This is a genomic window from Propionibacterium freudenreichii subsp. freudenreichii (assembly GCF_000940845.1).
GTDB lineage: Bacteria > Actinomycetota > Actinomycetes > Propionibacteriales > Propionibacteriaceae > Propionibacterium > Propionibacterium freudenreichii.
Genome location: NZ_CP010341.1, coordinates 1732163 through 1752060 on the forward strand (window position 1 = coordinate 1732163; position 19898 = coordinate 1752060).

19 protein-coding genes and 1 pseudogene are annotated in these 19898 nt (G+C 67.7%); 8 read left to right on the top strand and 12 right to left on the bottom strand.

Annotated elements, in window-relative coordinates; translation table 11 throughout:
- The first annotated feature begins 129 nt into the window (after positions 1-129).
- Positions 130-1575: an aminopeptidase P family protein gene (locus RM25_RS07530; protein ID WP_044636790.1), complete on the top strand. Its 1446-nt coding sequence runs from the start codon at positions 130-132 to the stop codon at positions 1573-1575.
- A 513-nt stretch (positions 1576-2088) separates the two neighbouring features.
- Here RM25_RS07530 and RM25_RS13535 read toward each other — a convergent pair.
- Together RM25_RS13535 and RM25_RS07540 are read right to left on the bottom strand one after the other, a co-directional pair.
- Positions 2089-2481, bottom strand: a pseudogene (locus RM25_RS13535) (YflT domain-containing protein); the annotation flags it as partial.
- Between the two features lie 240 nt (positions 2482-2721).
- Positions 2722-3585, bottom strand: coding sequence for an HpcH/HpaI aldolase/citrate lyase family protein (locus RM25_RS07540; protein WP_044636258.1), 864 nt, complete (start codon positions 3583-3585; stop codon positions 2722-2724).
- Positions 3586-3765: 180 nt separating this feature from the next.
- Between RM25_RS07540 and RM25_RS07545 the strand changes: the two genes are divergently transcribed.
- From RM25_RS07545 to RM25_RS07555, 3 genes are all read left to right on the top strand, one after another.
- On the top strand, positions 3766-5043 hold the full coding sequence (locus RM25_RS07545) for a magnesium transporter MgtE N-terminal domain-containing protein (RefSeq protein ID WP_112317720.1): 1278 nt from the start codon (positions 3766-3768) through the stop codon (positions 5041-5043).
- Entirely contained in the window at positions 5040-5603 is a 564-nt protein-coding gene (locus RM25_RS07550; RefSeq protein ID WP_013161478.1) for a DUF1003 domain-containing protein, read from the top strand. The genes RM25_RS07545 and RM25_RS07550 overlap by 4 nt, the downstream gene beginning before the upstream one ends.
- A 143-nt stretch (positions 5604-5746) precedes the next feature.
- Positions 5747-6904: an Mrp/NBP35 family ATP-binding protein gene (locus RM25_RS07555; protein WP_013161479.1), complete on the top strand. Its 1158-nt coding sequence runs from the start codon at positions 5747-5749 to the stop codon at positions 6902-6904.
- Positions 6905-7085: 181 nt separating this feature from the next.
- On the opposite strand, the gene RM25_RS07560 is transcribed toward RM25_RS07555, so the two are convergent.
- Positions 7086-7535 carry a sec-independent translocase gene (locus tag RM25_RS07560; protein ID WP_013161480.1) on the bottom strand — a complete coding sequence of 150 codons (450 nt, stop codon included), beginning with the start codon at positions 7533-7535 and terminating at the stop codon, positions 7086-7088.
- Positions 7536-7626: 91 nt separating this feature from the next.
- On the bottom strand, positions 7627-8508 hold the full coding sequence (dapA, locus tag RM25_RS07565; RefSeq protein WP_044636259.1) for a 4-hydroxy-tetrahydrodipicolinate synthase: 882 nt from the start codon (positions 8506-8508) through the stop codon (positions 7627-7629).
- A 227-nt stretch (positions 8509-8735) separates the two neighbouring features.
- Between dapA and RM25_RS07570 the strand changes: the two genes are divergently transcribed.
- Complete coding sequence (locus RM25_RS07570; RefSeq protein WP_230953338.1) at positions 8736-9317, top strand: O-methyltransferase; 582 nt, start codon at positions 8736-8738, stop codon at positions 9315-9317.
- 137 nt (positions 9318-9454) lie between these two features.
- Here RM25_RS07570 and glgC read toward each other — a convergent pair whose 3' ends face one another.
- Complete coding sequence (gene glgC / locus RM25_RS07575; protein WP_044636260.1) at positions 9455-10708, bottom strand: glucose-1-phosphate adenylyltransferase; 1254 nt, start codon at positions 10706-10708, stop codon at positions 9455-9457.
- Positions 10709-10799: 91 nt separating this feature from the next.
- On the opposite strand from glgC, the gene glgA reads away from it, so the two are divergent.
- On the top strand, positions 10800-12017 hold the full coding sequence (glgA, locus tag RM25_RS07580; RefSeq protein ID WP_044636261.1) for a glycogen synthase: 1218 nt from the start codon (positions 10800-10802) through the stop codon (positions 12015-12017).
- Between the two features lie 178 nt (positions 12018-12195).
- On the opposite strand, the gene RM25_RS12310 is transcribed toward glgA, so the two are convergent.
- The 5 genes from RM25_RS12310 to dapE all read right to left on the bottom strand — a co-directional run bounded on the left by RM25_RS12310 (position 12196) and on the right by dapE (position 16464).
- On the bottom strand, positions 12196-12363 hold the full coding sequence (locus RM25_RS12310; protein WP_013161485.1) for a DUF3117 domain-containing protein: 168 nt from the start codon (positions 12361-12363) through the stop codon (positions 12196-12198).
- 59 nt (positions 12364-12422) lie between these two features.
- Positions 12423-12815, bottom strand: a complete 393-nt coding sequence (locus RM25_RS11935; protein WP_013161486.1) for a DivIVA domain-containing protein — start codon at positions 12813-12815, stop codon at positions 12423-12425.
- Between the two features lie 22 nt (positions 12816-12837).
- Positions 12838-14286: a chloride channel protein gene (locus tag RM25_RS07590; protein ID WP_044636262.1), complete on the bottom strand. Its 1449-nt coding sequence runs from the start codon at positions 14284-14286 to the stop codon at positions 12838-12840.
- 91 nt (positions 14287-14377) lie between these two features.
- On the bottom strand, positions 14378-15220 hold the full coding sequence (locus tag RM25_RS07595) for an LOG family protein (protein WP_036942487.1): 843 nt from the start codon (positions 15218-15220) through the stop codon (positions 14378-14380).
- Positions 15221-15375: 155 nt separating this feature from the next.
- On the bottom strand, positions 15376-16464 hold the full coding sequence (dapE, locus tag RM25_RS07600) for a succinyl-diaminopimelate desuccinylase (RefSeq protein ID WP_013161489.1): 1089 nt from the start codon (positions 16462-16464) through the stop codon (positions 15376-15378).
- 99 nt (positions 16465-16563) lie between these two features.
- On the opposite strand from dapE, the gene dapD reads away from it, so the two are divergent.
- Positions 16564-17502 carry a 2,3,4,5-tetrahydropyridine-2,6-dicarboxylate N-succinyltransferase gene (gene dapD, locus RM25_RS07605; protein WP_013161490.1) on the top strand — a complete coding sequence of 313 codons (939 nt, stop codon included), beginning with the start codon at positions 16564-16566 and terminating at the stop codon, positions 17500-17502.
- 6 nt (positions 17503-17508) lie between these two features.
- A complete protein-coding gene (locus RM25_RS13420; RefSeq protein ID WP_013161491.1) occupies positions 17509-18354 on the top strand; it encodes a hypothetical protein in 846 nt (281 codons plus the stop codon).
- A gap of 27 nt (positions 18355-18381) precedes the next feature.
- Here RM25_RS13420 and dapC read toward each other — a convergent pair whose 3' ends face one another.
- Positions 18382-19473, bottom strand: a complete 1092-nt coding sequence (gene dapC, locus RM25_RS07615; RefSeq protein WP_013161492.1) for a succinyldiaminopimelate transaminase — start codon at positions 19471-19473, stop codon at positions 18382-18384.
- Positions 19470-19790 carry a ferredoxin gene (gene fdxA / locus RM25_RS07620; RefSeq protein WP_013161493.1) on the bottom strand — a complete coding sequence of 107 codons (321 nt, stop codon included), beginning with the start codon at positions 19788-19790 and terminating at the stop codon, positions 19470-19472. The genes dapC and fdxA overlap by 4 nt, the downstream gene beginning before the upstream one ends.
- Positions 19791-19898 lie beyond the last annotated feature (108 nt).

Sequence of the window (19898 nt, forward strand, 5' to 3'; positions counted from 1 at the left end):
CACAACCAGCCACGCCATAGGATCGGGGCAGGTGGACGGGTCCGGCCCCGGCGCAGGTACGTCCTCCTGACCGGTGCGCGGATGGCGCGCGGCCGGCAGGCAACGGCAACAGCAACAGCGATGGTGATGATGAGCGACAAGCAACCGAAGATCCCCGAGGGACGCACGCCCTTCTCGAGTGCGTTCAAGCAATTCATCTGCGAGGACTGGGCGCCCTACAGCGACCAGCTTCCGTTGCCACTGGACTCGGTGGCGAGCTCCAGCAGGCACCGTGCCGACATCGCCCAGCAGTTCCCCGGCGAGCGCCTGGTGGTGCCGGCCGGCAGCTACAAGCAGCGCAACAACGACTGCGACTACCCCTTCCGCCCCCATTCGGCCTTCACCCACCTCACCGGCCTGGGCACTGACCGCGAGCCGGACGCGGTGCTGTTGATCGAGCCCGACGGCGAGGCGAGGCTGTACTTCCATCCCCGCGCCCCGCGCACCGATCCCGAGTTCTATGCCTCGGCACGCTATGGCGAGATGTGGGTGGGCCAGCGCGATTCCCTGGCGGAGATGTCCGCACGGTGCGGGATCCCGACGGTGGACATCCGCGGCCTCGGCGACGCCCTGTCCGCCGGGCATGCGCCACTGCGGGTGGTGCGTGAGGCCGACCCCGCCGTCACCGAGACGGTGGATGACACCCGTGGCGCGATCCAGCTCGACCGCGATGACGAGCTGGCCACCGCACTGAGCGAACTGCGCCTGGTCAAGGACGATTGGGAGCTCGACCAGCTGCGCGAGGCCTGCCGGGTGAGTGCCCTGGCGTTCGAGGACGTGGTGGCGAACTTCAACAAGGCCGTCGAATACGGTCACGGCGAGCGGTGGATCGAGGGCATCTTCGGCCTGCACGCCCGCCACGAGGGCAACGCCGTCGGCTACGACACGATTGCCGCCGCCGGCGATCACGCCAACACGCTGCACTGGATCAAGAACGACGGCCCACTGCGCGAGGGCGACCTCGTGCTGATGGACGCCGGCATCGAGATCGACTCGCTCTACACCGCCGACATCACCCGCACCATGCCGGTGGGCGGCACCTTCACCACCCCGCAGCGTCAGGTCTATGACGCGGTGCGGGCGTCGCAGCAGGCCGGCATGGATGCTGCCCGGGCCGGCGCCAAGTTCGCCGACGTGCACAATGCGGCCGTGCGCGTGCTGGCGCAGACCTTTGCCGACTGGGGCATCCTGCCGGTCAGCCCCGACGAGGCGCTGTCACCCGAGGGTGGCCAGTGGCGCCGCTGGATGGTGCATGGCACCAGCCACCACCTGGGCCTGGACGTGCATGACTGCGCCCAGGCGCGCGTCGAGAACTACCGCAAGGGCACATTGCGGGCCGGCATGGTGATCACCGTGGAGCCCGGCATCTACTTCAAGTCGACCGACCTGAAGGTGCCCCCGGAGTTGCGCGGCATCGGCGTGCGCATCGAGGACGACATCGTCATCACCCCGAACGGCTGCGACATCCTGTCGTCGCACCTGCCCCGCGAGAGCCGGGCCGTGGAGGACTGGATGGCCTCGGTCGTCCGCAAGTAGGGGCGCGCGGACCCGCCCTGCCGACCATGAACGTGAGATTGCCCGGACCCCCGCGGGGGTCCGGGCAATCTCACAGATGAGGCGGAAAGCAAGTGCTGCGGCAGCACCACGGCACGGCGTCAGTGGTCAGTCACGACCACCGGTCGGGTCAAAGGTGCCCGCGCTGGAGGCGGGCGGTTGATCCGAGCCCTGCGCTCCCGGGGTCCCCTCTCCCGGGGTGGAGCCACCGTTGGTCGGCTGCTCGACGACACCGCGTGCCGGCGACTGGCCGGCCGCTGCGGGCGGCTGCTGCGAGGGATAGCCCTGCGACGTGCCGGACTGGGTGGACGTGGTGCCCGACTGACTGTTGGGCGCGGGCCATGCCGGCGGCGGGAACGACCCGGACCCGGTGGTGGCGGGTGCCTGCTGGGAGCCGGCGGAACCCGGCTGCCCGGCCTGCTGGCTTGCCCCATAGGGCTGCTGCCCCGCGGCGCCGTAGTGCTGGCCACCCGATGCTCCGCGGTTCTGGCCACCGGACAGCATGGCGCGTGCCTGACCGGCCACCTCGGCCTCGCCCAGCACCTCATAGTGCGTGGCAATGATCTGCGTGGTCGAGGTGAAATCGCGGCGTCCGCCAGTCATCCGGTAGCCGATGGCCGAGGTGATCATATTGGCCGCCACGAAGATGACCAGCGAGCTGACGAGCATCAGGAAGGGGTTGACGTTGGGGATGAACAGCCACAGGAACAGCGAGGCCATGATGCCCCACACCACGCCGGTCATCGCCGAGGACGTCAGCACCTTGCCCCAGGTGAGTCCTCCGGTGATCCGCTCGAAACTCTTCAGGTCGGTGCCGACGATCGAGAGGTTCTGCACGGGGAATCGCTGATCGGCGAGGTAGTCGACCGCGTGCTGGGCGTCCTGGTAGGAGTTGTAGATGGCGATGGACACGGGACGCTGCAGGGTGAACCGACCGGCCGGGCCGCCCTGTGCCGCTGCGCCCTGAGGGCTGAGGAAAGACATTGGTTGCTCCTTGCGGGCCCGCCGCACCTCGGCGGAACTCACTCCAGCCTAGCCACCGGATTTCCCGATTCCACAGGTCCCGCTATGGAGCGGGAATGAACTTTCTGTGCGTCTGCCCTGTGCCCCCTGAGCATTCCCGGGCGTTCAGCGCGCGCGGATCGCCTCATGCATCGCCAGCACGCGTCGTGCCGTCTCGACATGCAGGTTCTCGATCATCTTCCCGTGGAATGTCACCACTCCCCGGCCCTCGGCCAACGCCTGGTCGAAGGTGTCGATCAACTCGCGGGCCCGTGCCACGTCGTCGGCACTGGGTGCCCACACGCGATTCGCGATGCCGACCTGACCGGGGTGGATGAGTGTCTTGCCATCGAAGCCCAGGACGCGTCCGTCGACGCATTCCTGCTCGAAGCCGCCGATATCGCGCACATCGTTGAACACCCCGTCGAGCACCACCTTGTCGTTGGCGCGTGCGGCGCAGATCGCGGCCGACAGGGCATATTGCAGCGGCCGGCGACTGGGCACCGACTGGGCGCGCAGCTCGTTGAGCAGGTCATTGGTGCCGAGCACCACCACATTGAGTCGCTCGGAGGCCGCACAGATGGCATCGGCGTCCACGATCGCGCGGGGCGTCTCGATCATCGCCCACAGGTTCATCTGCGGGTCGGCACCCAGCCCCTCGAAGGTGTCCACCAGCTGGCGCACCTGCTCGGGCGAACTCACCTTGGGCACGGCGATGGCTGCCGGCCGGGCCGCGCACACGGCGGCCAGGTCGTCGTCATGCCAGGCGGTGCCCACGCCGTTGACGCGCACCACGAGCTCGCGGTAGCCGTAGTCGCCACTGGCGACGGCGTCGCAGGCGGCCTGGCGGGCCTGGGGCTTGGCATCGGGGGCCACGGCGTCCTCGAGGTCGAAGATGATGGCATCACAGTCGATGGTCCTGGCCTTCTCGAGGGCTCGCTGATTGGATGCCGGCATGTACAGCACGGAACGACGCGGACGAAAGGTCATGCCCTCACGCTAATGCCCCCGCGCCCGCGCGTCACCTGTGCCCCGAGGTGTGTGTCCGCCGCCGGCGCCGCGGACGCGAGGGGCACCCCCCGGAACGGGCAACGCCGCGTGTCCATCCGTGACACGACGCGTGTCCTCGCGCGCGCTCCTGACAGGTAGCCTTTGTGCGTGAGCCCTCAAATGACATCGATCTTCCTCTCAAGGCTCCAGGGTCTGCCCGTGCTGGACGCATCGGGCGACCAGGTGGGCAAGGTGCGCGACTTCGTCTGCCAGTTCCGATCGCCGGGCCGATTACCCCGGGTCAAGGGCATGGTCGTCGACCTGCTGGCGGCCCGGCGCATCTACGTTCCGATGGAGAGGGTCCATTCGGTGGACGCCAACCAGATTGCGCTGGCCGGCGTGATCGATGCGCGCCGTTTCGTGCAGCGTGACAACGAGACCCTGGTGTTCGACGACCTGTTCGATCGGTCGGTGATCACCACCGAGGGCAAGTCGGCGACCATCTTCGATGTGGCCATGCGCCAGGTGCGCACCCGGCAGTGGGAACTCGTGGAGGTGGCCCTGCGCGAGCGGCTCCCCAAGCGTCCCTTCAGCTTCGCGAGCCGCAAGGGCAGCGTGTTCACCGCGCCGTGGACCGATATCGCCAGCACCGTGGCACGCGCCGACCAGGCCACCGACCAGAAGGTGGCGCAGCTGTCGGACATGCCCCCTGCCGACGTGGCCCGTGAGCTGCATGACATGGATCCCGGGCGGCGCGTCGAGGTGGCCGAGGCACTCGATGACGAACAGCTTGCCGACGCCTTCCAGGAGCTCCCCGAGTCGGAGCAGGTGTCCCTGCTGAGCCGCCTGGAGGTGGAGCGCGCCGCCGACGTGCTCGAGGAGATGGACCCCGACGACGCGGCCGACCTGATCAACGACCTGCCCACCGACTTCGCCGAGGACCTGCTGGAGCGCATGGAGCCCAAGGACGCTGCCGACGTGCGCAATCTGATGCAGTACGAGGACCTCACCGCCGGCGGCATGATGACCCCCGAACCGGTGGTGCTCGCCCCCGACGCCACCATCGCCGACGCCCTGGCGGCCGTGAGCCGCGAGGACGTGACCCCGGCAACAGCCTCCATGGTGTTCATCACCCGCCCACCCACCGACACGCCCTCCGGGCGCTATATCGGCGCGGTGCACAGCCAGCGACTGCTGCGCGAACCGCCTTCGGTGATGACCGCTTCGGTGATCGATGCCGACCTGCAACCACTGGCCCCCGACGCGGGCCTCTACCAGGTGAGCCGCTACTTCGCCACCTACAACCTCGTCATTGCACCGGTGGTCAACGCACGCGGCCAGCTCGTCGGCGCCGTGACCGTGGACGATGTGCTGGACCACATGCTGCCCGACGACTGGCGCGGCGTTCAGATGGACGGCATCCACCCCGATGACCAGAGCCGGGAGGCGGACGAATGAGCGACAACAGCTGGGCAGATGACCGACTCAACACGCCGGGCGACCGCACCCGGTTCAAGCGCCACCTGAAGAACCCCTTCACCGGCGACAGCTTCGGACAGTTCGCCGAATGGGTCGCCCGCTTCATGGGCAGCCCCGCGTTCCTGCTGTGGATGACCATCTTCGTGATCAGCTGGATCTCGTTGAATGTGCTGGGCAGCTGGCACCACTGGGACGCCTATCCATTCATCCTGCTCAACCTGGCCTTCTCCACCCAGGCCTCCTACTCGGCCCCCCTGATCCTGCTGGCGCAGAACCGTCAGGAGGCACGTGACAAGTTGAGCCTGGAGGACGATCGCCGGGTCGCCGCCCAGTCGCGCGCCGACATGGACTTCCTGGCCCGCGAGATCGCCTCGCTGCGCGCCAGCGTCGGCGAGATGGCCACGCGTGATTTCGTGCGCTCCGAGCTGCGCGACCAGATCCGTGAGCTGATCGCCGAGCTGGAGGATTCCGATGACGAGGCCGACGATGCGGCCTCCCAGGAGAGCTCCCACACCGACGCCTCCCCCGACGGTTCCTGAGCGTCCGGACCCCTCGGCGGGCCCGGAACCAAGGTCGTGGGATCTGCCCGGGGGCTCGGCGAACGTGCATCGCACGCCTGCGCGCGCAGGATAGTCGCCCGGAGATTTGAAATCCATGCATCCGGTGACGTAGACACGACTCTATGAGCGATGCTGAAAACCCCCTGTTGCCCCAGATCAACGAGGCACTCACAACAGTCCAGGATCCTGAGATCCGCCGGCCGATCACTGACCTGGGCATGGTCGATGGGGTCAGCGTCGACGATCAGGGCAATGTGGACGTCAAGATCCTGCTGACCGTGGCCGGCTGTCCCCTGCAGACCACCATCCGCGGCGATGTGCAGAACGCCCTCGACAAGGTTGAGGGCGTCAAGGACGTGAACATCGAGTTGGGCACCATGAACGCCCAGCAACGCGAGGCCATGCGCAATACGCTGCGTGGCGGCGAGCCCGAGCACGAGATCACCTTCGCCCAGCCGGGCAACCTGACCCGCGTGCTGGCCGTTGCGTCCGGCAAGGGTGGCGTGGGCAAGAGCTCCGTCACCGTCAACCTGGCGCTGGCGCTGGCGCAGCGCGGGCTGAAGGTCGGCCTGCTGGACGCCGACATCTACGGACACTCGGTGCCCGACATGCTGGGCATCCCCGATGCGCATCCCACGGTCGTCGACGACATGATCATGCCGGTACCCGCCCTGGGCATCAGCTCGATCAGCATGGGCATGCTCAAGGAATCCCGCGATCAGGTGATCGCCTGGCGCGGGCCGATCCTGGACCGGGCCCTGACCCAGCTGCTGGCGGACGTCTACTGGGGCGACCTCGACTGGTTCCTCATCGACCTGCCCCCCGGCACTGGTGATGTCGCCATGTCGATCGGCCAGAAGCTGCCCGGCTCCGACGTGATCGTCGTCACCACCCCGCAGGCCAATGTGGCCGAGGTGTCCGAGCGCGCCGGCACGATGGCCAACATGATGCACCAGCAGGTGATCGGCGTGGTGGAGAACATGAGCTACCTCGATTACACCTGCCCCAAGTGCGGCAACCACGACCACATCGAGCTGTTCGGTGCCGGCGGCGGCGCCCAGACGGCTGCGGCACTGACCGAGCGTGTCGGCCATTCGGTGCCCCTGCTCGGCCAGATCCCGATCGATCCGGTGATCAGCTCCGGCGGCGAGAGCGGTGATCCGGTGGTGCTGGCCGCCCCGGAGAACCCGAGCGCGAAGGCGATCACCACCCTGGCGGCGATGCTTGCGTCCAAGCCCAAGGGGCTGGCCGGCAAGCCGCTCAAGATGGCCGTGAAGTAACTTCCGCAACACCAACACAGCAACGACACCAACACAGCAACACAGTGGAGGGGCCGGCGTCATGACGCCGGCCCCTCCACTGTGTTCATGATCACCGTGTTCATGATCACCGGGTTCACGCCCACCGGCCTGACGACCAGTTCAAGATCGTCACGCCCTGCGAGGAAGCCCCCGGGATGCCTCAGGTGGCCTCAAGATCGAAGCACAGCCCATAGCGGGCCCTCATCGAGGCGACATCCGGGTCAACCGGCGCAGGGCTGTCTGCGTGGATCGCCGCACCGACGCCGGCCGACGCGGCGGCCACGTCCTCGCCGGCCATGTTGAGTTCGGTCTTCACCACGTTGAGGTCATCCTTGACCTCGCTGATCTGGTCCTGGATGTCGTCGAGCAGGTGCTTCTTCACGAAGGTCTTCGGGTTGAGGTCCTCCACCGTGAGGTCCTTGTACTCGGGCCCGAGCTCCTCCTTCAGCTGGGAGGTGGCGTCATTGGCGATATTTCGCACATAGAACACCACGCGAGCCGCCTTGCGGCTGAACTCGGGGATGCGCTCGGGCCCGAAGAAGATGACGGCGAGCACCGCGAGGATGACGAACTCGCTCCCGTTGATGCCAAAGATGGCCAGAGGAACCACGCCACAAGGCTAGTCGCCGCACCGCCGGCAGACGAAGCGGCCACCGCCCCTCGGGACGCGCCGGGCCTCCCGTCCGCCACGGCGGGGGCGGCTACAGCTCGGCGGCGTCCAGGATCTTGCCGAAGGCCTGCGCCAATTCGGCGGGGGCCTCGCCGAGCGGGGCCCGGCAATGGCCCACCGGCATGCCCTGGTGCGCCAGGCCGGCCTTCACCATGAGACAGCCCTGGGTGGCGAAGACGCCGGTGAACACCGGCAGCAGCAGCCGGTGCAGGCGCAACGCCTCGGTCAGGTCCTGCGCGACGAAGGCGTCGATCATCTGGTGGGCGATGCGTCCGGTGAAGTGGGTGGAGGTGCCGACCAGGCCCACGCCACCCAGGGACATGAGCGGCAGGGTGATCGCGTCGTCGCCGGCGTAGTAGGCCAGGTCGGTCTGCGACATGACGATGCCGGAGGCGTCCAGGTCCTTCTTGGCATCCTTGACGGCCACGATGCGGGGATGACGCGCCAGCTGCAGCAGCGAATCGGTTTCGATGGCCCGGCCGCTGCGGTGCGGGATGTCGTAGAGCACCACCGGAAGGCTGGTGGAGTCGGCGATGGCCACGAAGTGGTCGATGATGGACGACTGCGGGGGTAGCGAATAGTACGGCGTCACCACCAGCAGCGCGTCGGCCCCGGCCTGCTCGGCCTGCTTGGCCAGCTCGATGCTGTGCGCGGTGTCATTGGTGCCCACACCGGCGATGAGGTTCGCCCGGTCGCCGACCTCGGCCTTCACCGCCGCGAGGAGCTCGGCCTTCTCCCGATCGGTCGTGGTGGGCGATTCCCCCGTGGTGCCCGAGATGACCAGCCCGTCATTGGTCAGGTCGTCGACGAGGTGGGCGGCCAGGCGCTTGGCGCCGGGCAGGTCGAGGGACCCGTCGGCGTTGAAGGGGGTGACCATTGCGGTCAACATTCGGCCAAAGATCGGTTCAGTCATCGTGTTTGCCTTCCGTACCTGTGGCACACCCGCTTGTGCCCCACCTTCTAGTGTTCCGCGTGCCTGCTCCGGGCCCGAATCAAGGGTCCGGCCATCTGCACGCACTTATACATGGTAGAGACATTGCCCGCTAGGCTGGGCGCGTGACAGCGCCGCATAACCATAAGAATTCGCCTTCCGTCGACCTGGACGCGAGTTCCCTGGTCTTCGCCGATGACTTCGTGCCCATGTCCGAGGCCATCCGTGAGGCCCGTGACCAGGCCGTGTTGATGGGTGCACCCCAGCTCAGCAATGGGTCGTGCAGCACCCTGACGATGCTCACCCGGGCCATCGGTGCCCAGGCGATCGTCGAGGTGGGTTCGGCGACCGGGGCCTCCGGGCTGGCCTTCTTCGCCGGCATGGGCGACTCCGGCGTGCTGACGTCGATCGACCCCCAGTCGCAGTGGCAGCTCGAGGCCCGCAACGCATTCCTGTCGCGGAACATCCCGACCCGCCGGTTCCGCCTCATCCCGGGCCTGCCGCTGGACGTGCTGAACAACCTGCGCGACTCGGCCTACGACCTGGTGTTCATCAACGGTGACAAGCTCGAATACGTCGAGTACTTCGCGCAGGCCCAGCGGCTGCTGCGTCCCGGCGGCCTGATCGTGATCAACGACGCCCTGTGGCACAACAAGATCGCCGATCCCTCCAATGAGGACGATGAGACGGTGATCATCCGCGAGGCGCTGCAGTCGGTCACCGACACCGAGAACCTCACCACGGCCCTGCTACCGGTCGGCGATGGCCTGCTGGTGGCCGTGAGCGGCTGAGCACCGCACGCTCCACGAACGAGCACACCACACGAACATGACTGTGGCCCCGGCAGCTGCCGGGGCCACAGTCATGTGTGCACGCTGGTGCTGCGCCGGTCGCCGGCCGGAGCCATCGGCCGGCGTCCGGGCGCCCGCTAGAGCGGGTTGCCCTGTTCGGATCCGTCCTTGGTCACCACGAAGTCCTTCGGCACGACGGTGACACCGCCGGGGCTGACGGTGAGTCCGCGGCGCTCGTCGTCCTCGGGATCACTGCCGACATTGGTGCCCGGGGTGATCACGACGCCCTTGTCGAGGATGGCATTGCGCAGGATGCAGTCCTCCCCCACCTGTGCCTCCTCCATGAGCACGCAGCGGTCGATCGAGGCCCCCTTCTCCACGCGCACCTTCGGGCTGAGCACTGAATGGTCCACGTCGCCGCCGGAGATCACGCAACCGGGCGCGACCAGCGAGCTCTCCGCGTTGCCGTGCAGGGTGAACTTGGCGCCGGGGGCCTGCACCGAGTCGGCCCAGATGGGCCATTCCTCGTTGTAGAGGTTGAACTCGGGCACGACGCTGACCAGGTCCATGTGGGCGGAGTGGAAGGCGTCCACCGTGCCCACATCGCGCCAGTAGTCCTTGTCATGCTCGGTGGCGCCGGGCACCACATTGTCCTTGAAGTCGTAGACGATCGCGTCGCCCGCGTCCACGAAGGCCGGCACGATGTTGCCACCCATGTCGTGCTTGGAGTCCTCGTCGCGCGCGTCGGCCTCCAGCATGTCCACCAGGGCCCGGCCGGTGAAGATGTAATTTCCCATCGACGCCATGGACTCCTCGGGGGAACCGGGCAGGCCGGGGGGATCGTCCGGCTTCTCGAGGAAGCTGCGGATCCGGTGGTCACTGTGCGCGTCGATGATGCCGAAGTCGGACGCCTGGGAGCGCGGCACCCGGATGCCCGCGACGGTGGCGCTGACGCCGGCGTCGATGTGGGCGTCGAGCATCTGCATGACATCCATCCGGTAGATGTTGTCGGCCCCGAAGACCACGATGTAGTCGGGGCGGGTGTCCTTGATGAGGTTCATCGACTGGTAGATCGCATCGGCACTGCCCTGGTACCAGTGCGGCCCGCGACGCTGCTGGGCGGGTACGGGCGTCACATAGTTGCCCAGCATGGCCGACATGCGCCACTTCATCGAGATGTGACGGTCAAGGGAGTGCGACTTGTACTGCGTGAGCACGGCGGTCCGCAACAGATTGGAGTTCGCCAGGTTGGACAGCACGAAGTCGATCAGCCGGTAGGTGCCACCGAACGGGACGGCCGGTTTGGCCCGATCGGCAGTGAGGGGCATCAGCCTCTTCCCCTCGCCTCCAGCAAGCACGATGGACAAGACACTTGGGGTTGCCATGGCCATAATTTAGCGCCCGCGATGGGCCTTGGGAGGCTGTCATGACAAATCGCTCACCAACGGCCTCCACGGGCCCGCAATATGACACCATCGGGGCATGCACGTCTCGATCCTCACCCGTGAATATCCTCCGACCATCTATGGCGGCGCAGGCGTCCATGTGGCGCAGTTGGTGCCGCAGTTGCGCAAGCTCGTCGACGTCGACGTGCAGTGCATGGGCGAGCCGCGCCCCGGTGCGGTGGCGCACAAGGAGGACTACCCGCCCAACGCCAATGCCGCGTTGCGGGTCTTCGGTGCCGACCTGGCGATGGTGGCCTCGTTGGAGGCCGACACCAACCTGGTGCACTCACACACCTGGTACGCCAACCTGGGTGGTCACCTCTCGGGGCTGTTCGCCTCGATCCCCCATGTGGTGACGGCCCATTCCCTGGAGCCGCTGCGTCCCTGGAAGAAGGACCAGCTGGGTGGGGGCTATGAGCTGTCGAGTTGGGCCGAGCGCACGGCCTTCCAGGGCGCCTCGGCGGTGATCGGGGTGAGTTCGGCGATGGCTGCCGACATCCTGCACTGGTATCCCGAGCTCGACCCCGACAAGGTGCATGTGGTGCGCAACGGCATCGACGTCGAGGAGTTCTACCCCGACGCCGCGCACGACTACTGCGACAAGATCGGCATGGACCTCGACCGCCCGACGGTGGCGTTCGTGGGACGCATCACCCGCCAGAAGGGCCTGGTGCACCTGGTGCGCGCCGCCCGCGAGTTCGACAAGGGCACCCAGCTGGTGCTGCTGGCAAGTTCCCCGGACACCCCCGAGATCGCCCAACAGTTCTCCACCGCCATCGAGGAATTGCGTGCCATCATGGGCGACGACCTCATCTGGGTGGAGGAGATGGCGCCGCGCGCCGCGGTGCGGCAGGTGTACTCCCACGCCACCGTGTTCGCCTGCCCGTCGATCTACGAGCCACTGGGCATCGTGAACCTCGAGGCGATGGCCTGCGAGGCGTCCGTGGTCGCCTCCGCCGTGGGCGGCATTCCCGAGGTGGTCGACGACGGTGTCACGGGTTCGCTCGTGGCCTATGACCCAGACCAGGAGAATGACGCGAGCTATATCGCCGACTTCGAGCACCGCTTCGCCGAGCAGGTCAATGAGCTCACCCGCAACCCGGCGAGGGCCGAGGCCTTCGGCAAGGCCGGTCGCCAGCGCTGCATCGACCACTTCAGCTGGGCCAAGATCGCCCAGCAGACGGTGGATGTGTACAACCACGCCATCGAGTACTACGCGGCCCACGGCCGCCAGCTGGCCAGCGGAACCCACTGAGCCGCCAGCAGAAGGCGGACGTTCGGGGCAGGGCCTTCGCGGACGAGGGTCCTGCCCCGACGACAAGAGGCCCAGCACGACGAAGATGCCCAGCACATTGCGTGCTGGGCATCTTCGTGTCCGGGTGGTGCGCAGCCCATGGCCGCGCTCCCGGGGGGGGTTGTCTGGTGGGTCTTGATCAGCCGACGACACCCTTGAGGCACTCGAGCAGTTCGCTCGCCTCGGTGGCGTTCAACTCCACCACGAGGCGCCCACCGCCATCGACCGGCACTCGCATCACAATTCCACGGCCCTCTTTGGTAACTTCCATAGGGCCGTCACCGGTGCGCGGCTTCATCGCTGCCATTGGATCCTCGTTTCTCGTCGTCCTGCGCGTCTAGTACCTCATTATCTCCCATCTGGGCGTCAGGTGCCCAGATCGGAGTCCTGCCGGGGTGCCGAGAGCTGCGCAACCACGCGGTTGATCACGGCATCCACCTGATCCATTTCATAACCCCGGGTGACCACATCGAAGCGGGTGGCAAGCACCCGGGTGAGGGCCTCCTGGGGAGGATTGGCCCCTTCGGAGAGCAATCCCGCGAGCACGTCCATCGCGGCGCGTACCTGCTTGGGGTCGTAGCCACGCAAGACCGTGGCAAAGACCACGTCGTGCAGGTCATCGGCGCGAATGCCCGACTCGGGAAGGTCGGGGCCGGGACGATCGGGCACCGCAGGCGCGAGCTCGCCGAGCTTCCCCCGCGCGGCAAACACGCCACAGGCGATTGCCACGATGATGAGAATTCCGATAGCCCAGACCACGCACCAATGCTATCCGCTCCCCCTACGGCGCCGGGGTCCCGCGATACAGGCGCGCCGCCTCGAGGCGATTTCGCAACTGGCTGTGGAAGATCGAATTGTCGCCGACGATCATCGTGGCAATCGCCACCGCAATCATGGCCGGGGCCAACAGCGACAGGTTCCCGGTCATCTCGGCGACCATCAGCATCACGCCGAGCGGGGCATGCGCGATCGCGCCGAAGCAGGCGATCATGCCGATGATCACATAGGGCGCCGGCGACGACGAGACGCCGGGCATGTCGTGGATGATCCGCCACAGGGCAGCCCCGGTGGCCCCACCGATCACCATGCCGGGCCCGAAGACGCCGCCCGAGCCCCCCGAGCCGATCGACAGCGTGGTGGCCACGATCTTGGCGAAGGGGATCACCAGCACCAACCACAGTGGGGACGACAGCATCCAGCCGCTGGTCATCTGTAGTTGGGTCCACCCGTAGCCGGTGCCCAGGACGGCCGGCACCGCGAGTCCCAGCAGGCCCACGCACAGTCCCCCGATCGCCGGCAGGATCGCCCTGGGCACGGGAAGGCGCTGCAGCAGTGCCCCGCCTGCATAGAAGGCCTGGGCGTACCACCGGCCGAGCAGTCCTGCGGCAACCCCGACGACCGCGAACCACAGCAATTCGGCCGGATGCACGAACGTGAGCCCGCTCATCGTGCCGAAGATCGGTTGGAAGCCGTACACCGATCCGTACACCGCGAAGGCCACGATCGACGAGATGAGTCCCGGCATGATGGCATCGGCCTCAAGGTCGTCGCGGTAGAGCAGCTCGGCTCCGAGCAGGGCCCCTCCCAAGGGCGCGCGAAAGATCGCGCCGATACCTGAGGCCATGGCGGCCGCCACGGCGATGCGGGCGTCGGGACGGGGGATGCGCAGGGCACCACACAGGCGTGAGATCACGGTGGCGCTGATCTGGGCGGTGGGCCCCTCGCGCCCGCCTGACCCGCCCGATCCGATGATCAGCGAGGAGGCGACCACCTTGACCAGCGCGGCCCGCAGCCGCAGGCCGGTGGGGTTGTGGTGCACGGCCGCGATGGCGGCGTCGGTGCCGTGGCCCCTGGCCTCGGGGGCGATGCATGCCACCAGGATGCCGGCCACCAGGGCTGCACCGCCGGTGACGGCCGGGATCGCCCAGGGACGGGCGAAATCGGCGCCCGGGAAGCCGGTGCCCTCGCCGCGGGTGGTGGGCGGCAGGTAGCCGCCCAGATCGACCAGCAACCACTGGGTGGCGTGGGACAGGCACCAGTAGAAGCCGACCGCGCCGAGTCCGGAGACGACGCCGATCACCACCCCGAACAGCAGCCAGCGCGACATCGAATCGCGGAAGGCCTTGGGGCTCGACGGTGTGAACCGGGCAACCAGTGCCCTGAGGCGGCCCAGCGTGGTCCGTCGTGGTGTGGCGCTGCCCGCGCTGGGACCCTGCGCGCGCTCGGACACGGCGTCATTATGCCGCCGGCTGGGTGCACGCCGTGAGTCGGGACCAGTCTGCGGTTGGCGCGTTGGTCCCCCACCCGGTCAGGGCCTCGGCTCAGTCCTCGCGGGGTTCGAAGGGCGGTGCCTCGGTGACCAGGCGAACGGCCTCGTCGACGTCATCGGTGACACTGACCAGGTCGAGGTCAGGCGCCGAGATGTTCCCCGAGGGCAGCACCTGCGACCTGAGCCAGTCGAGCAGTCCACTCCAGTACTCGGACCCGAACAGCACCACCGGGAAGTGGCTCACCTTGCCAGTCTGCAACAGGGTCAGGGCCTCGAACAACTCGTCGAAGGTGCCGAACCCGCCGGGCATCACGATGAACCCCTGGGCGTACTTGAGGAACATCACCTTGCGGGCGAAGAAATAGCGGAAATGCACGCCCAGGTTGATGTACTCGTTCATCGAAGACTCGTAGGGCAGTTCGATGCCCAGGCCCACGGAACGTCCGTGTGCCTCGGAGGCACCGCGATTGACCGCCTCCATGGTGCCGGGACCGCCCCCACTGATCACCGCATAGCCGGCCTCGGCCAACAAGTGGCCCATCCGCCGGGCCTGCTGATAGGCCTTCGCCTGGCGCGAGGTACGGGCCGAACCGAAGATCGCAATGGCCGGTCCGAGCTCCTCAAGGGCTCCGAAGCCCTCCACGAACTCGGCCTGGATGCGCAGCACCCGCCAGGGATCGCTGTGCAGCCATGATCCGTCGTGATGGCTCTCCAGCAACCGTTGGTCAGTGGTGGAACCATCCACCTCCGCGCCGCGTCGGATCACCGGGCCGGCGAAGACCTCGCCGACCTGCGCCGAGGGAACATTGTCCGTGGGGGCCTGTTCGGCCCATTCCGAGGCGCTTCGCACCCGTGCGGGATCGGACTCGCGGGCCTCGTCTTCTTTCATTGCCATCCACGTCTCTTTCTTTCGTTTCGAATGATTACCGTCTCCAACTCGGCGCACCCTGATGGCCGTGCAGTGTCGCCGCTACCGGTAACCATCGTGCCCCGGTGCCGCCCAATACTGAAACCGTCCCCCGCGTGTCCGCCGATTTCACTGGTCAGGTCTCACCGGTCGGGCGCCCGGTTCGTCAGCCACGTGGTCAGTGCGCCGGCGCATGTGTCGAGGTCGGCCAGGGGGCAGCATTCGTCCACCGCATGGGCCTTGCCGGCATCGGCGGGTCCATAGTTGACCGCCGGAATGCCCAGCTGCCCGAAACGCGCCACATCCGTCCAGCCGTATTTGGGGCCGGGCGTGCCACCGACCGCCTGCAGGAAGCCGCGTGCCTCGGGACGGTCCAGGCCGGGACGGGCCGCCGGAGACAGGTCGAGCACCTCGAAGTCGACATCGGGCAGGTCGAACAGCTCGCGCATCCGGGCCAGTGCCCGGTCGGCGTCCAGGTCGGGCGCGAAGCGGTAGTTCACCTGCAGCTGGGCACGGTCGGGGATCATATTGCCGGCCACTCCCCCGCTGACGATGGTGGCGTTGAGGCCCTCGCGGTACTCCAGTCCCTCGACCATGACGCGGCGCACCGGGAAGGCCTGGATGCGCTGCAGCAACGGCGTCAGGTCGTGGATCGCGTTGTGGCCCAGCCAACTGCGCGCGGAATGGGCCGCCACGCCATGGGTGGTCAGCAGGAAGCGCGTCGTGCCCTGGCAGCCGCCCTCGATGCGGGCGCTGGTGGGCTCCATCAACACCGCGAAGTCACCGGCCAACCACTGTGGCTGGGCCGCGGCGATCTTGGTCAGGCCGTTGGCGGCGGCCTCGATCTCCTCGCACTCATAGAACACCCAGGTGACGTCGTGGACGGGCTCGGCCAGTTGGGTGGCCAGCTGCACCATGACGGCGATCCCGCCCTTCATGTCGGCGGTGCCGCGTCCCACCAGGTAGTCACCGTCGGGGCGGTGCTCCAGCCTGCTGGGCAGGTTGTCGGCCACCGGCACCGTGTCCAGGTGACCGGCGATGATCATGCGTTGCGCGCGCCCCAGGTGCGTGCGCGCCACCACGCTGTTGCCGTGGCGCGTCACCTCGAGGTGGCCGCACGGCTCGAGCACCGCCTGCACGGCGTCGGCCAGGCGTTCCTCATTGCGGCTGACCGACTCGATGTCGACGATCTGGGCGAACAGTCGGTGCAGGTCCCTGGTATCCAGCGTCATGGCGTCAGCGTAGCGATCCCGCCGACGTGACCAGTCGGGTGGCGACGGCCCACAGCCGGCGCATCGGGAACGCACCGCAGCGTCGGTAAGATCGCTGGCATGACGCAGAACGCCGCATCGCGCAGGGCCTGGGGCTGGGGCCTGGCCACCATCCATTCGTCCGGTCAGGTGCTTGACACCTGGTTCCCGAGTCCGGCCCTGGGGGAATCCGACGGCACGCCGGCTCCCTCCGCTGTGACCAGCGGGGTTGCGGTGGACGAGCTGCGCCACGTCGAGACCCAGCCCCGACTGGTGGAGATCGACCTGGACCAGCCGCCGGCCGACACCAGCGACGCCTATCTGCGCCTGCACCTGCTCAGCCACCGACTGTGCCAGCCCAACAGCATCAACCTCGACGACATCTTCGCGGTGCTGCCCAATGTGGTGTGGACCAGCGCCGGGCCCTGTTCCCCCGACGACTTCAACGAGCTGCGGGCCGGCCTGCGCGCCGCCCACGGCACCCTGATCGTCACCAGCATCGACAAGTTCCCGCGCATGGTCGATTACGTGGTGCCGTCCGGAGTACGCATCGGCGACGCCGATCGGGTGCGCCTGGGTGCGCACCTCGCCGAGGGCACCACCGTGATGCATGAGGGCTTCTGCAACTTCAACGCCGGCACGCTGGGCGCCTCGATGATCGAGGGCCGCATCAGCCAGGGCGTGATCGTCGACGTCGGCTCCGACATCGGTGGCGGTGCCTCGACGATGGGCACCCTGTCGGGCGGCGGCAAGGAGCGCGTCCGCATCGGCAAGGGCTGCCTGCTGGGGGCCGAGTCGGGATGCGGCATTGCCCTGGGCGACAACTGCGTCATCGAGGCCGGGCTGTACCTGACCGCCGGCACCAAGGTGACGATGCCCGATGGCTCGGTGGTGAAGGCCCGCGAACTGTCCGGGGGCCACAACATGCTGTTCATCCGCGATTCGGTGAGTGGGGCGGTGAAGGCGTTGGCACGCAGAGGCAAGCAGATCACCCTGAACGCCGCGCTGCACCACAACTGAGGCCCGATGGCTGAGCGCACGGCACGCCGGCTGACCCGTCGGTCGCTCCTGGCGATCGGGGCAGTCGGCTCCCTCACCGCCCTGGCGGCCTGCGCGGGGGCGACCACTCCCTTCGTCTCACCGGGATGCACGGCGACGGTCAATGGCTCCAGCGACCTGCGCGACCTGGAGCAGGCCGGCAATGTGGCCATCATCGTGGGCGAGGCGCTGCGTCGCGGCCTGCCTCCTCGGGCAGCCACCATTGCCATCGTCACGGCACTGCAGGAGTCCAAGTTGTACAACCTGGACTACGGCGACGCCGATTCCGTGGGGCTGTTCCAGCAACGCCCCAGCCAGGGTTGGGGCACCGAGGACCAGATCATGAACCCCTGGTATTCAGCGGGCAAGTTCTATGAGGCGCTGGTCAAGGTCGACGGCTGGCAGACCGACACCATCAATGACGTCGCCCAGAAGGTGCAGCGGTCGAACTTCCCGCACGCCTATGCCCAGCACGAGGACGTCGGACGAATCTGGGCCAGCGCCCTGTGCGGTTTCGACCCGGCCGGGGTCACCAGCGTCGACAACAAGAACGCCACCGGGAACCCCGAGGTGCTGCGTGAATTCGTGGTGCGCGTGTGGGGCGGGGCGATCCCGATCGCCATCAACCCCGATGGGCTCAGCTTCACGGTGGGTTCGGCGACCACGGCCTGGTCGGTGGCCCTGTTGTGCATGTGCCTGGGCTCGCAGGCCGGCCTGGTGGGACTCCGGGTGGGCGACATGACGTGGGCCAACAGCACCAGCCAGCGCGCCACCTGGGCAGGCCAGAACGCGGTGGATCCCACGGTGGTCACCGCCACCTGTCGCACGGCGTGAATCCAGCGACCCACGCCAAGCGGCCTGTCAGCTCGTGAGCCGTCCGGCCGCCGCGTTGATGCGCTCATCGGTGGCGGTCATCGACAGCCGCACATGGTCATGGGAGGTCGGCCCGTAGAAGTCGCCCGGGGCGGCCAGGATGCCGCGCTCGGCAAGCCAGTCGATGCTGGCGCGCCCGTCGCGTCCCTGGGTGGCCCACAAGTAGAGCGAGCCCTGCGAGTGGTCGATGCGGAAGCCTGCTGCTTCCAGGGCACGGCGCATGATGGCGCGGCGCGCCGCGTACCGGGCGCGCTGCTGTTCCACATGTTCCTGGTCGCCCAGGGCGGCCACCATGGCCGCCTGCACCGGCGTCGGCACGATCATGCCGAGGTGCTTGCGCAGCGCGACCAGCTCGGTGACCAGTTCCTCATCGCCGGCCACGAAACCAGCCCGGTAGCCGGCCATGTTCGACCGTTTCGACAACGAGTCAACGACCAGCAGGCCGGTGATGTCGCCGTCATTGATGATCGGGTCGATGACGCTGTAGGCCTTTGCGTCGAAGGCGAACTCCCCGTAGCACTCGTCGGAGGCAATCACGGCGTGGTGCTTGCGCGCGAACGCCACCCACCGTCGCAGCAGTTCCCCGGAGGCAACCGCCCCGCTGGGATTCGACGGGCTGTTGAGCCAGATGAGGCGCGGTGCGCCCTGCACCCGGTCGGGATCGTCGCACCGTTCGATGTGTGCCCCGGCCATGAGCGCCCCCACCTCATAGGTGGGATAGGCGGTCTCGGGGATCACCACAAGGTCGTCGGGCCCCAGTCCGAGCAGGGTGGGCAGCCAGCCGACGATCTCCTTGGTGCCGATCGCGGTGGTCACATTGCGATCGCGCAGGCCCGTCGCGTTCCAGCGTCGGGTGAGGTAGCCCATGATCGCGGCACGCAGCTCAGGGCTGCCCCAGACTGCGGGATAGCCGGGGGCCTGCGACGCCGCCGCGAGCGCGTCGCGCACGAGGTCGGGCGTCGGGTCAGTGGGGGTTCCCACCGACAGATCGACGATTCCCCCGGGATGCGCCTGCGCGGTGGCTTTCGCCCGCGCCAGCGAGTCCCAGGGGAAGTCGGGCAGGGATTGCGAGAGTTTCACGAAGCCTGCGGGGGCAGCTTGGCTACCGAGGGCTCGTCAAAGCTCTGGGGGCCGAGGCGCGCCGCGCCACCGGGCGATCCCAGTTCACTGAAGAAGTTGGCGTTGACGTCGTACCACTCCTTGTACTCGTCGGGCAGGTCGTCCTCGTAGAAGATGGCCTCCGTGGGGCACACGGGCTCGCAGGCACCGCAGTCGACGCATTCCTCCGGATGGATGTAGAGGGTGCGCTCACCCTCGTAGATGCAGTCGACGGGACATTCCTCGACGCAGGCTTTGTCCTTGACGTCCACACAAGGCAACGCGATGACGTAGGTCATGAGAGCTCCTGGAAAGGTCAGGCAATATCGTTCCGCCGGCGCTCAAACCGGCGCTCCGGCCACCCTACAACCGATTGGTCCGACAAGGCCCGCGGCCGCACGCCGTCT

What these genes read in the sequence shown, in the direction of transcription:
- RM25_RS07530 (WP_044636790.1), top strand. Translation starts at nt 130, where the DNA reads ATGAGCGACAAGCAACCGAAGATCCCCGAGGGACGCACGCCCTTCTCG.
- RM25_RS07540 (WP_044636258.1), bottom strand. Translation starts at nt 3,585, where the DNA reads ATGACCTTTCGTCCGCGTCGTTCCGTGCTGTACATGCCGGCATCCAAT.
- RM25_RS07545 (WP_112317720.1), top strand. Translation starts at nt 3,766, where the DNA reads ATGACATCGATCTTCCTCTCAAGGCTCCAGGGTCTGCCCGTGCTGGAC.
- RM25_RS07550 (WP_013161478.1), top strand. Translation starts at nt 5,040, where the DNA reads ATGAGCGACAACAGCTGGGCAGATGACCGACTCAACACGCCGGGCGAC.
- RM25_RS07555 (WP_013161479.1), top strand. Translation starts at nt 5,747, where the DNA reads ATGAGCGATGCTGAAAACCCCCTGTTGCCCCAGATCAACGAGGCACTC.
- dapA (WP_044636259.1), bottom strand. Translation starts at nt 8,508, where the DNA reads ATGACTGAACCGATCTTTGGCCGAATGTTGACCGCAATGGTCACCCCC.
- RM25_RS07570 (WP_230953338.1), top strand. Translation starts at nt 8,736, where the DNA reads ATGTCCGAGGCCATCCGTGAGGCCCGTGACCAGGCCGTGTTGATGGGT.
- glgC (WP_044636260.1), bottom strand. Translation starts at nt 10,708, where the DNA reads ATGGCCATGGCAACCCCAAGTGTCTTGTCCATCGTGCTTGCTGGAGGC.
- glgA (WP_044636261.1), top strand. Translation starts at nt 10,800, where the DNA reads ATGCACGTCTCGATCCTCACCCGTGAATATCCTCCGACCATCTATGGC.
- RM25_RS12310 (WP_013161485.1), bottom strand. Translation starts at nt 12,363, where the DNA reads ATGGCAGCGATGAAGCCGCGCACCGGTGACGGCCCTATGGAAGTTACC.
- RM25_RS07595 (WP_036942487.1), bottom strand. Translation starts at nt 15,220, where the DNA reads ATGGCAATGAAAGAAGACGAGGCCCGCGAGTCCGATCCCGCACGGGTG.
- dapE (WP_013161489.1), bottom strand. Translation starts at nt 16,464, where the DNA reads ATGACGCTGGATACCAGGGACCTGCACCGACTGTTCGCCCAGATCGTC.
- dapD (WP_013161490.1), top strand. Translation starts at nt 16,564, where the DNA reads ATGACGCAGAACGCCGCATCGCGCAGGGCCTGGGGCTGGGGCCTGGCC.
- RM25_RS13420 (WP_013161491.1), top strand. Translation starts at nt 17,509, where the DNA reads ATGGCTGAGCGCACGGCACGCCGGCTGACCCGTCGGTCGCTCCTGGCG.
- fdxA (WP_013161493.1), bottom strand. Translation starts at nt 19,790, where the DNA reads ATGACCTACGTCATCGCGTTGCCTTGTGTGGACGTCAAGGACAAAGCC.